This is a genomic window from Flavobacterium praedii, assembly GCF_026810365.1.
Lineage (GTDB): Bacteria > Bacteroidota > Bacteroidia > Flavobacteriales > Flavobacteriaceae > Flavobacterium > Flavobacterium praedii.
In genome coordinates this window covers 2443793-2456072 of record NZ_CP113948.1, presented here as the reverse complement: position 1 = coordinate 2456072, position 12280 = coordinate 2443793, and the positions used below count along the sequence as shown (strand labels likewise).

Sequence of the window (12280 nt, the reverse complement as noted above, 5' to 3'; positions counted from 1 at the left end):
GTAATTAAAAAAAAATTAATACATAACTTTTTAGTTTTAAAATGGTTGAAAAATACTTCGTTATTCTTGCGTTTATTTTTGAAAAAAAATTTGCAAATAACTGTTTTTATTGTTTATCTTTGCACCTCAATAATGCGAAAGTAGCTCAGTTGGTAGAGCTCCAGCCTTCCAAGCTGGTTGTCGCGAGTTCGAGCCTCGTCTTTCGCTCTAAAATCAAATTTTATTTGATTGTAAAGGGAATTTTTAATGATTAATGCGAAAGTAGCTCAGTTGGTAGAGCTCCAGCCTTCCAAGCTGGTTGTCGCGAGTTCGAGCCTCGTCTTTCGCTCCAAAAACCTCAAATGAAAATTTGAGGTTTTTTTTTACTCAAAAAATTATTTTTTTATGTACCATTAAGATATTAAATAACTTGATATCTTAATGGTCTATTTTTTTAATTTGAGTTTGAATACTTTAATTTAAAAAACTCAAATCACTTCCTGTTTCTAGTTCTTCGGGTAATAGGTTTTGCCTAAAAAGGCGAGCTTGTAAATTTCCTTTTAAAGTGATTTTGTCTCCTTTAACCTCTAGCCAGCTTCCTTCGCGTAATCCTAAAACGGGTAAAGTATTAAACGCATGAAACTCTTTTATTCTCGTTTCTCTTGTTTCCCCCATGTGTTGGGATTGATGGTCCGGGTCTAAATAATGTGGATTTAAATTGAATGGGATTAACCCTAAAGTTTGAAAACTCGGTGGATAAATAATTGGCATATCATTTGTAGTTTGCATGGTCAATCCGCAAATGTTGCTTCCGGCGCTTGTTCCTAAATAAGGTGTACCGGCCTTTACGGTATCTGCAAGAATATTCATAAGCTCATTTTTGTACAATTGAGTAACCAGTAAAAAGGTATTACCTCCACCAGTAAAAATTCCTTCTGCATTATGAATAGCTTCTTGTGGGTTTTCAAATTCATGAATTCCTTTCACTACTATATTTATTTTACCGAATGCCTGTGCGACTTTAGAGGTGTACTCGTCATGGGTTATGCCGCTTGGTCGTGCATATGGAATAAATAGTATTGTTTTACAGTTTTGAAAATGCAATTGCAATTCGGGTAAAATATATTCTAAATAATCTCCGCCGTGAAGTGTGGATGTACTTGCTATGATACAGTTTTTCATTTTTTTTACTTTGTAAAATTTTAAGTAAAGGTATAAAACGATTGGTTTTTTAATGAAATAATCATTTTTTAATTAACAAACTTTTACCAAACCATTAATAATTAATTTGGATGGGTTTGGGATACTTTTACACTTTATAATTGTGACTATGGCAAAAGTTTTACTTTTTTTAATTCCGTTATTTATTTCGTTAAGCTTACAAATACAGTCACAAGAATTTTTTGAAAATGATTGTTTTAATAAGCGGAAAGCTAATTTTTATTTAAAAAAAAATGATACAAAACAAGCCTGCTGTGTTTTAGAAAATAGAGTTTTGTTAAAAAAAGTATTCATTATAAACATAAATAGCTTGTGAAATATAATTTTACTTTTTCACTATTGTTTTTGCTTGCATCCGTTGGTGTAACTGCTCAAGTAACTTTAGCTAAAAGGATCAAAGGGCAGGTTTCTTCGAATGGGATTCCATTAGAGGGTATAAATATCTTAAATACTTCCAATATAAATATGGTGGTTTCAGACTCCAATGGCTCGTTTTCGATTTTGGTTAATGAAGGAGATATCTTGAGCTTCTCGGCTGTTAATTATGAAACTTTGCGAAAATATATCAATACTAAAGAATTTAAAACTGGAAATATAGTTGTTGATTTAACTCCAAAAAGTATCGAATTAAACGAAGTTTTAATAAACACGCGTCCTGATATTACTGCTGAAAACTTAGGAATAATTCCTGAGAATCAAATAAAATTAACCCCTGCAGAAAGAAAGTTGCAAACCGCCGGAGATTTTAAGCCGACACACTTGTTGGGTGTATTGGGTGGAGCTTTAGCAGTTGACCCAATTTTGAATGCGATTAGTGGAAGAACAAAAATGCTAAAAAAAGCTGTTTCTGTTGAGAGAAAAGAGTTTTTAATGCTCAAATTACAAACCCTATTTGAGGATAAATATTATTTGGAAACTTTAAAAATTTCTAAAGATTATGTAAGAGGTTTTCAATATTACTGTATTGAGGATCCTGATTTTGTAGCATCTTTAAAAGGAAAAAATAAAACAATGTGTATGTTTTTAATAGTTGGATTGGCTACTAAATTTAATAAAGATAAGGCAACAGATACTGAAGTTCAATGATTTCAATTAATAATATGAAGAAAATTTTAATACTATTGTTTTTATTTAATGGGTTTCAGTTTATGATTGCTCAAGTTAAAGAAGATAAAGTAATTACGGGTATAATTGCTTCCGATTCTACTAAATTGGCCGGAATCAGTGTCTTTAATTTTACTAATAAAATGATAGCTGTCTCTGATGCTGATGGTTGTTTTTCTATTCAGGCAAAAGTGGGGGATGTTTTAAGTTTTTCAGGAATTGATTATAAACTTCTTCGAAAATATGTTTATAAATTTGAATACGAATCCGGTACATTAGAAGTTAATATGACTTTTAATGCTATCGAATTAGATGAAGTAATAATTAATAAATACGCCAATATTACTGCTGAAAATTTGGGAATTATTCCAAAAGGACAAATTAAATTAACTCCTCAAGAACGACGATTGTACTCTGGTTCTGGTGGCGTTCAAGGTTTTTTTAATTTTATTTCAGGAGAAAGAGATGTTCTTAAAATGAATGTTGAGATAGAAAAAAAGGAGCTTTTATTAAAGAAAATGGAATATCTTTTTGGGAATAAATATTATACAAATACCTTGAAAATACCTCAGGAACTTATCAAAGGATTTCAGTACTATTGTGTGGAAGATCCTGAATTTGTTGAGTCTTTAAACTTTAAAAACAAAACAATGTCTATGTTTCTTATTACTAATTTAGCAACTGTTTATAATAAAATTAGAATTGAAGAATAATGTTTATAGGGTACTAATTTTAATTGTATAAAGTTGTTTTTGGGCCAACTTAAATTGTTGATCTTTTTCTGATTTATTGTGAAACCAATGGTAAAGGAAAGTGATTTTCAGAAGCAATGCTAAATTTATAGTTATGGATTTTTTGGTTAACAAAAATCGTGAATTCAAAAGTTTTTTAGAATTAAATAAAGAGTTAAATAAGAGATAATTTTTTTATACAAACCTTTGTTTTGTTGCTTTTTTAAAAAAATAACAGTTGTTCAAAGGGCTAAGAATAAAATAAAGTTGTAATTTTAATAAGTGAAAAGGCAATGTTTAAATTGAAAATTGCTTTATATTGCCTGTTTAATCTTTAAGTGATTGTAAATGAAAAATGTAGTAGTGATCTTCGTTTTGTTATTGAGTTGTCAACTTTGTTTAGGTCAAGTATTGACTCGAAAAACAGTGCATGGAAAAGTGGTAAACGATTCTATTGCCATCGAAAACGGGTTGGTTTTTAATGTAAATGCAAAAACAGGATCAGTTATTGACACAAAAGGGTTTTTTAGCATATTGGCCAAAGTTAATGATACCTTAGTTTTTACTAGTTTAGGTTTTAAAAGTAAAAAAGTGGTGCTGTCACAATCTGATATAGCATCTTCATTTTATAGAATAAAACTGAATGCTGTTGCGACGCAATTACTATCGGTTGTTGTTTATGCCAAACATGGACCACATCCTGAATTTGCAAATTCTCAAAAAATTGTAGACAAACAATATTATGATGACCGACAATCTTCTCCAGACAATATTTTAATGATGCCTACTGGTACAGGTGATCCCAATAATATGGACGTAATTCGAGTTTACCATAAGATTTTTAGGAATCTGTTAAAAAGCAATCCAACAAAAGAGGATTTGGTTTCAGAGATTAGTTTTACTACTCTAGCGATGCAGAATGTTAATTATTCTTTCTTTACAGATGATTTAAAACTAAAAGATGACGAAATTGGGCTTTTCTTATTGTTTTGTGAAAACGATCCAAAAGCTAAAACTTTTTCCAAAACCAATCAACAATTTGAAATAATGGATTTTTTGATTACTAAAAACAGGGAATTCAAAAATATTGCTACTTTAGAAAAATGAAAAAAAGAATAGCAATTTCTCTTGTATTATTGACGTTTTTTATGAGCAGTTTTGGTGTTCACAAATTTTATATGGCTATTTACCAAATAAATTATGTGCCCGAAAAGAAAATGCTTCAAATTACCTCTCGCATTTTTATTGACGATCTTAATAAAGCTTTAGAGAAAAAATACAATAAAAAGGTCTGTATAGGTAACGATAAGGAAACAGTCGAATCAATTGATCTTTTAAAGAAATATTTTTCTGAAAAATTGACTATTAAGGTGAATGGTCTTTCAAAGCCCATACATTTTTTAAGTAAAGAAATGGATGGTGATGTATTAGTTTGCTATTTAAATTGTAAAGATTTATCAAAAATTAATTCAGTCGAAATTTTTAATTCCTTATTGCTGGATTGTTTCTCAGAGCAACAAAACATTATGCATATTAATGCTTACGGAAAGAAAAATAGTTTTCTTTTTACAGAAACTTCTACTAAACAAGTGTTAAAATATTGAGGAATATTAACAATTCTGTTTAAAAATGGTATTTTCACGGCCTATAAAAACTCCAATTTTAGTTTATGAGAACCATTTCTTTATTATTTATTCTTCCTACCATTTTATTGGCACAAGAAAAAACAGTAACGCCAGCTGTCAAACAGCAAGGTAAATACGATACCAACAAGTTTAGCCAAATGTATGATTTATTGGCTACTCCCAATATGTTTCGTACTGCTTCGGGTGCTCCAGGACCAGCTTATTACCAGCAACAAGCTGATTATAAAATTGATGTAGAACTAGATGATAAAAACGCGAAACTGAGTGGTTCCGAAACTATTACCTATTACAACAATTCTCCAGATAATTTAGAGTATTTGTGGATTCAATTGGATCAAAATCAAGCTGCTAAAAATTCGCAGTCTCCATTGGTTGAAAACGAAAAAATCGAACAAGTTTTGCCGGTTAATAAATTTACCAATGAGTATTTAAAACCGGGTTTAGAACGTGGTTTCAATATCGAATATGTAAAAGATGTAAAAGGTAGTCCATTGTCTTACACCATTAATCAAACGATGATGCGAATCAATTTGGAAACTCCAATGAAACCAGGAACCAGTATTTCATTCTCTATAAAATGGTGGTACAATATCAATAATTACCAACAAGATGGAGGTCGTTCCGGATATGAATTGTTTGAAAAAGAAGGTAATAGGTTGTATGTCATTGCTCAATTTTATCCAAGAATGGCTGTTTATAATGATGTCGAAGGTTGGCAAAACATGCAGTTTTGGGGTGGTGGAGAATTTGCTTTGCCATTTGGAAATTTTGATGTAAATGTTACGGTACCCGCAGATCACGTGGTTGATGCTACAGGTGAATTAATAAATAGAAGCGAAGTTTTTACGCCAGAACAAGTTAAAAGATATGCTTTGGCTCAAAAAACCTTTGATAAACCTGTGGTTATTGTAACGCAAGCAGAAGCCGAAGCTGCGGAAAAAGGTTTTTCCAATCAAAAGAAAACCTGGAAATTTAGTGCCAAAAATGTTAGAGATTTCGGAATAGCATCTTCAAGAAAATTTATTTATGATGCGATGGCGGTTCAATTGAGCGGAAAAGTAGTTATGGCAGAATCGGTATATCCAAAAGAAGCTAATCCGCTTTGGGGAGAAACTTCAACGATGACAGTTGCACATACTTTAAAAAGTTATTCTTCTCATACTTTTGATTATCCATATCCAAAAGCAGTTTCTGTTTCGGCAGAAGATCAAGGAATGGAATATCCTATGATTTGTTGGAATTTTGGTCGTCCAGACGAAAACGGAAAGACTAGTGAACAAATTAAAAATGGAATGATTGGAGTTGTAGTTCATGAAGTGGGACACAATTTTTTTCCGATGATTGTCAATTCTGATGAACGTCAGTGGACATGGATGGACGAAGGATTAAACTCTTTTATGGAATACATGGCCGAACAGGAGTTGGGAACTAATTTTCCTTCTAGACGAGGCCCAGCCAAAAATATAGTTCCTTATATGAGTGGTGATCAAAAATTCTTGGAACCTATTATGTCAAATTCTGAAAATATCATTCAATTTGGAAACAATGCCTATGGGAAACCAGCAGCAGGACTTAATATCTTGAGAGAAACAATAATGGGTCGTGAGTTGTTTGATTATGCATTCAAAATGTATGCCAACAGATGGAAATTCAAGCATCCAACTCCTGAAGATTTTTTCAGAACAATGGAAGATGCTTCGGCTGTCGATTTGGATTGGTTTTTTAGAGGTTGGTTTTATTCAACTGACTTTGTTGATATAGGAATTAACGAGGTAAAACAATACTATGTTACAGAGACTCCAACAATAGCTTTGAAAGATGCAAAAGTTAGAAAAGGACGTTTTGGTCAAGACAAAGGACCATTTGTATATTTAATTGCAAGTGATAATGCTGAATTGAATCCTACTGCTAAAAAACCATTTAAAATTGAAGAAGTAAGTTCTCTTTCTGAATATGTAAATCAAAAGCTTACTGCAGAAGAACGCACTACTTTGAAAAATCCAAAATACTTTTACGAAGTAGAATTTAATAAACCAGGTGGTATGCCAATGCCAATTATTGTTCAAATTACGTATGAAGACGGGTCAGTAGATAATTATAAATATCCAGCTCAAATTTGGAGACAAAACAATGAAACTGCCAAAAAAGTATATGCTACCACTAAGGCGATAAAACAAATTCAAATTGATCCAAAACTAGAAACTGCCGATATTGATGTAACCAACAATGCTTGGCCAAAAGTGGAAACAAAATCAAAATTCGATTAACTTAAATAACAGATACTAAGGTTCTAAGTTGCTAAGATTTTATAAGTTAAACAAAGACATGAAGTCTGAAAAACTTAGAATCTTAGCAATTTTTTTTATGAAATAATTAAAAGACTAAGTTTGAAATTTTAATATCTTTGTCAGATTAAAAAGCAAAAATTATGTTTGGAATAGGAGGAGGAGAATTAGTTTTTATCATGTTTATTGTATTGATGCTTTTTGGTTCTGATAAAGTTCCAGAAATAGCAAGAACTATGGGGAAAGCTATGGCTCAACTTAAAAATGCTACTAATGATATTAAAAGTGAAATTCAAAAAGGTGCTGAAGCCAATGGCTTTGACCAAAAAACTTTGGATAATTTAACTGGTGGAATTAATGCTGAAATTAATAGAGCCAAATCAAATCTTTTAGGAGAAACGACTAACACTTTTAACGGAATTACAGATACATTTTCTTCCGAAATTAATAAAACCAAGGATAGCGTTATAAGCGGAACTGTCAATGCAGATGGGACTCCATTAATAGATGATATAACTGGTCCCGTAAAACGACAAATGTAATGCTAGAAAAAATACTCGCTCTAGATACTCAATTATTTATTTATCTAAACAGTTTAGGATCCGAAACCTATGATGGATTTTGGTTAATTATTACCAAACAAGTCAATTGGATTCCATTTTTTTTCTTTTTGTTTTATCTTATATATAAAAAATTAGGAATCAAGCAAACAGGGTATTTATTGCTTTTTGTTGCTGTTTTGGTTTTGGCTACTGATCAAATAACCAATCTGTTCAAATATACTTTTCAAAGAATTAGACCTTGTAATAACCCCGAAATCAATACTTTTATAAGAGTCGTTCAAGTGCGTACTTCTTTTAGTTTTTTCTCTGGGCACGCTGCAAATACTATGGCGGTATCAACCTTTTTGTATCTTATTTTTAAGAAACAATTTAAGTATTTCGGACTGCTTTTTCTATGGCCATTAATTTTTGCTTACAGCCGTATTTATTTGGGTTTGCATTATCCTTTAGACATACTTTCTGGGTATTTGTGCGGGCTAATAACCGGATATGCAATGTATAAAGCTTACCAATGGGCACTCAAAAAGAATTTTCCAGTTACACAAAATAATTAGGGTTATAAACATTAAGGAGCTAATCCTGCTATCCGCTGTATCTTATTCTTTAAAAAAAAACAATACGGATATCTCTTCACACGAGCGAAGTGAATTGGCAAAGCAATCAGGGAATAAAGGATGTTTAGTTAAAATTTCATAGGATCAATCTCAATTAATCTTTATAGACTTTATCCCACGTTTTAAATCACCCTACTCACCGTCAATCCATCACGAATAGGTAATAAAACCGTTTCTACTCTGGGGTCATTTTTAAGTAATTGATTGTATTCTATTAGGACTTTGGTGCTTACATCGTTGGGATGAACAGGCTCTAATACTTTTCCGCTCCACAATACATTATCGGATAAAATAATTCCTCCTTTGTTCATTTTTGGTACAATTATTTCAAAATAATTCAGGTAATTTTCTTTGTCAGCATCAATAAAAACCAAGTCAAATTTTATATCTAAATTAGGAATAATGGCAACGGCTTCACCCAAATGCTGTACAATTTGTTTACCCCAAGGCGATTTGTCAAAATGCTTGCGCTGAAAATCAACCAATTCTTCCTTGATGTCTATCGTGTGCAATTGCCCGTTCTCTTGCATACCTTCACACAGGCATAATGCGGAATAACCAGTGTATGTACCGATTTCCAAAATATTTACTGGTCGAATCAATTTAGACAACATACTCAAAACCCTTCCTTGAAAATGACCGCTAAGCATTCTAGGCAACAATATTTTTTGATAGGTTTCTTTGTTTAAAGCCGCTAATAATGTAGGCTCTTTTTCGGAGTGTTGTTCAATATAATCTTCTAATTCTTGGGAGATAAAATGCATTTTTCTAATTTTTGTCAAAGTTATCAAATTATCAAAACAACACATGAGCATTTCTGCGAATTGATGAAATAATTCAACAAATTGTCATTAAATTTGCACCATGCAAATCGAGAAAAAAGACATACGAGCCCTATCTAAAGATCAATTGAGAGATTTTTTTGTAACCAACGGAGATAAACCCTTTCGAGGAAATCAAGTCTATGAATGGTTATGGAGTAAAGGAGCACATCATTTTGAAGATATGACTAATGTGTCCAAAAATACTCGTGCTATGTTAGAAGGACATTTTGTGATCAATCATATCAAAGTAGATACCATGCAACGTTCTGAAGACGGAACGGTAAAGAATGCAGTTCGTTTGCATGATGGTTTGGTTGTCGAAAGTGTGTTGATTCCTACTCAAACAAGAACAACAGCTTGTGTCTCAAGTCAAGTAGGCTGTAGTTTAGACTGTAATTTTTGCGCAACCGCTCGTTTGAAACGAATGCGTAATCTAGAACCTGCTGAAATTTACGACCAAGTTATCGCTATCGATAAAGAAAGTAGATTGTATCACAATCATCCGTTGTCTAATATTGTTTTTATGGGAATGGGAGAACCTCTTATGAATTACAATAATGTTTTGAAAGCCATTGAAATGATTACTTCTCCAGAAGGTTTGGGAATGTCTCCCAAACGAATAATGGTTTCCACTTCGGGTATTCCTAAAATGATTAAAAAATTAGCCGATGATGATGTGAAATTCAAATTAGCAGTATCATTACACTCTGCTATTGATGAAATTCGTTCTCGAATTATGCCGTTTAGCGAAAATTTTCCTTTGGCCGATCTAAGAGAATCTTTAGAATATTGGTATCGAAAAACAAAATGCAAAATATCCTATGAATATGTGGTTTGGAAAGGGATCAATGATGATAAAGCATCGATTGATGCATTAGTGAAATTTTGTAAATATGTACCTTGTAAAGTAAACTTAATCGAATACAATCCTATTGATGATGGTGAGTTTCAACAAGCTTCTGAAGAATCTATAAATGCATATATAAAAGCACTCGAAGCTATTGGAATTGTTGTCAAAGTAAGAAGAAGTCGAGGTAAAGATATTGATGCCGCCTGCGGGCAATTGGCCAATAAAGAAGCATAGATCTAGCTATAATGTTGATATAAATAAAAAAACCTTAAAAGTGCAATTTCTGGCTTTTTAAGGTTTTTTCTAGTTTGGTAAATAGCTTATTACTAGTTAGATATTATTTTTTTAATTCAATTGTAGTTGTTACACCTCCAGTAGTGACTGTCGCAAGATTGTCGCAGTCACCGTTTCCAAAATCAACCAAAGTTTCGATATCATTTTTGACTTTCAAAACTGTTCCTGCAACTGGGAACGGTTGTTTGCAAGCCATAACATAACGTAACGGTGTTTTGATAGTGCTGGATAATTTGTCGCCATTTGGCATAGTAGTAGTTCCGCTTCCAGTAACAAGGAAAACATTATCGTCCCAATTGCCCAAAGTGTCATAACCTTCTACCATTTCTTTAACTTTGTTCTCGGTTCTAGTATAAACAGAACCATCATCAAATGTCACGGTCATGTCTACAGCACAAGTGAATACGGGATGAGCAGTTGCTAACAGTTCAGTAGATTTAAGTGATCTGGTAATGGTTTTGCTTCCTTGTAGTTTTTTACCGTTGTGATAAAATTCATCAAAAGTATACGTAATCGTTTGTTCGGGAGTTGTGAAGTTACCAGAGAAAGTTAGGGTAATTTTTCCTTTCAATACATTTCCATTGTCAAGTGCGCAGCCTACTGTTCTAAAATCAATTGAACCTGTAAAATTCCCATTGGTTAGCGTCCAAGTTACAGTTGCGCAAGCAGGCAAAATACTTTTAATTTTTTCGCCAGACTTACTAGTAACGCTTTGTTTTACCAAAAATTGATCTTCAATAATATTAGAGACATCATTAATAGAAGCATCAATTTTAGCATCAGCATTAACTTGTTCTGTAGAAATAGCGGTTGGTGTATCAGCTGTTTTATCAGTTGAGTCGCAACTAATAAATAAGGCAATTGTCATAAATGAAGCAATAATTAAATTTTTAGTTTTCATAATTATAAATTTTTTGGTTTGTTAATTCTTGTTTGATCTGTAAATTTCAAAATGGTTTAAATCAGCTGTTAAAAAAAATGCTGATCTATTAGAATCTATTGAGTAGAATTGTTATGATTAATTAGGGCTTTAAAATTTTTTATATTTATAAAGTTTTAATCATGTTTTAAAAGAATTTGAAGTCAGTTATACATTGCAAATTAAATATTGCCTCAGGACAAATAACGTGCACTTAATATTAATTGATTAACGTATTTTTATTTAAAATAGTATATTTGGCATCTAAATGAATATCACTACACAAATAAAGCAGCCAATAGTTTACGAGATGGAACTTTTTGAAAAAAAGTTCTACGAATCAATGTCTTCAAAAGTGGCGCTTTTAAACCGAATTACTTATTATATAGTCAATAGAAAAGGAAAACAAATGCGACCTATGTTTGTTTTTTTAATGGCAAAAATGGTTTCAAAAGGTTCAGTAAATGAAAGAACTTACAGAGGTGCATGTGTGATCGAATTGATACATACAGCAACATTAGTACATGATGACGTTGTAGATGATAGCAACCGCCGCAGAGGTTTTTTTTCAATCAATGCCCTTTGGAAAAATAAAATTGCTGTTTTGGTAGGTGATTATTTATTATCCAAAGGATTATTGCTTTCTATTGATAACGAAGATTTTGATTTATTGAAAATTATTTCAGTAGCAGTTCGGGAAATGAGTGAAGGGGAATTACTCCAAATTGAAAAAGCCCGTAGACTCGATATCACAGAAGCCATTTATTATGAAATAATTCGAAAAAAAACGGCTACCCTTATCGCCGCATGTTGTGCACTTGGAGCAAGATCCGTTGTTGAGGATACAGTTCAAGTAGAGAACATGCGTAAATTTGGTGAACTTATCGGAATGGCTTTTCAAATTAAAGATGATTTATTCGATTATTCAGATGAAGCCATTGGGAAACCAACTGGAATCGACATCAAAGAGCAAAAAATGACTTTGCCTCTTATTCACGTTCTCAATAATTGTACTTCAAAAGAGAAAAGTTGGCTGATCAATTCGATAAAAAATCATAATAAAGATAAAAAAAGAGTTAAAGAAGTTATCACTTTTGTAAAAGACAATCACGGATTGACTTATGCCGAAAATAAAATGATAGAATTTCAACAGGAAGCATTACTGCTGTTGAATGATTACCCCGAATCCGACTATAAATCAGCCTTGATTTTAATGGTTAATTACGTAATAGAAAGAAAGAAATAAATAA

Annotated in this window: 12 protein-coding genes and 2 tRNA genes; 11 read left to right on the top strand and 3 right to left on the bottom strand. The window is 32.0% G+C overall.

All coding sequences use genetic code 11. From position 1 onward, the window contains the following. The first annotated feature begins 134 nt into the window (after nt 1–134). Nucleotides 135–207: transfer RNA gene (locus tag OYT91_RS10655), tRNA-Gly, on the top strand. 48 nt (nt 208–255) lie between these two features. Beyond that, nucleotides 256–331, top strand: a tRNA-Gly gene (locus OYT91_RS10650). A 122-nt stretch (nt 332–453) separates the two neighbouring features. On the opposite strand, the gene pepE is transcribed toward OYT91_RS10650, so the two are convergent. Further along, entirely contained in the window at nt 454–1161 is a 708-nt protein-coding gene (gene pepE / locus OYT91_RS10645; RefSeq protein ID WP_281237942.1) for a dipeptidase PepE, read from the bottom strand. A gap of 351 nt (nt 1162–1512) precedes the next feature. Between pepE and OYT91_RS10640 the strand changes: the two genes are divergently transcribed. From OYT91_RS10640 to OYT91_RS10610, 7 genes are all read left to right on the top strand, one after another. Further along, the gene (locus OYT91_RS10640; protein ID WP_281237941.1) at nt 1513–2286 is read left to right on the top strand and encodes a carboxypeptidase-like regulatory domain-containing protein; all 774 of its coding nucleotides are present in this window, start codon (nt 1513–1515) and stop codon (nt 2284–2286) included. Nucleotides 2287–2300: 14 nt separating this feature from the next. Continuing rightward, nucleotides 2301–3017 (top strand): hypothetical protein, encoded by a 717-nt coding sequence (locus OYT91_RS10635; RefSeq protein ID WP_281237940.1) that lies wholly within the window; start codon nt 2301–2303, stop codon nt 3015–3017. A 366-nt stretch (nt 3018–3383) separates the two neighbouring features. Next, entirely contained in the window at nt 3384–4142 is a 759-nt protein-coding gene (gene bamP / locus OYT91_RS10630) for a BamP family beta-barrel-assembly machinery protein (RefSeq protein ID WP_269221800.1), read from the top strand. Further along, on the top strand, nt 4139–4639 hold the full coding sequence (locus OYT91_RS10625) for a DUF6702 family protein (RefSeq protein ID WP_269221801.1): 501 nt from the start codon (nt 4139–4141) through the stop codon (nt 4637–4639). Before bamP ends, OYT91_RS10625 begins: the two co-directional genes overlap by 4 nt. 65 nt (nt 4640–4704) lie before the next feature. Then, nucleotides 4705–6948 (top strand): M1 family metallopeptidase, encoded by a 2244-nt coding sequence (locus tag OYT91_RS10620; RefSeq protein ID WP_281237939.1) that lies wholly within the window; start codon nt 4705–4707, stop codon nt 6946–6948. 161 nt (nt 6949–7109) lie between these two features. Further along, nucleotides 7110–7508 (top strand): Sec-independent protein translocase subunit TatA/TatB, encoded by a 399-nt coding sequence (locus OYT91_RS10615; RefSeq protein ID WP_281237938.1) that lies wholly within the window; start codon nt 7110–7112, stop codon nt 7506–7508. After that, nucleotides 7508–8083, top strand: a complete 576-nt coding sequence (locus tag OYT91_RS10610; protein WP_281237937.1) for a phosphatase PAP2 family protein — start codon at nt 7508–7510, stop codon at nt 8081–8083. The genes OYT91_RS10615 and OYT91_RS10610 overlap by 1 nt, the downstream gene beginning before the upstream one ends. Nucleotides 8084–8265: 182 nt before the next feature. Here the strand turns inward: OYT91_RS10610 and OYT91_RS10605 are convergent, their stop codons facing one another. Beyond that, nucleotides 8266–8907, bottom strand: a complete 642-nt coding sequence (locus tag OYT91_RS10605; RefSeq protein WP_269221804.1) for an O-methyltransferase — start codon at nt 8905–8907, stop codon at nt 8266–8268. Between the two features lie 100 nt (nt 8908–9007). Here OYT91_RS10605 and rlmN point away from each other — a divergent pair, with 100 nt between their 5' ends. Beyond that, on the top strand, nt 9008–10051 hold the full coding sequence (rlmN, locus tag OYT91_RS10600; RefSeq protein WP_281237936.1) for a dual-specificity RNA methyltransferase RlmN: 1044 nt from the start codon (nt 9008–9010) through the stop codon (nt 10049–10051). Between the two features lie 103 nt (nt 10052–10154). Here the strand turns inward: rlmN and OYT91_RS10595 are convergent, their stop codons facing one another. After that, entirely contained in the window at nt 10155–11012 is an 858-nt protein-coding gene (locus OYT91_RS10595) for a hypothetical protein (protein WP_281237935.1), read from the bottom strand. A gap of 286 nt (nt 11013–11298) precedes the next feature. Between OYT91_RS10595 and OYT91_RS10590 the strand changes: the two genes are divergently transcribed. After that, nucleotides 11299–12276: a polyprenyl synthetase family protein gene (locus OYT91_RS10590; RefSeq protein ID WP_281237934.1), complete on the top strand. Its 978-nt coding sequence runs from the start codon at nt 11299–11301 to the stop codon at nt 12274–12276. Nucleotides 12277–12280 lie beyond the last annotated feature (4 nt).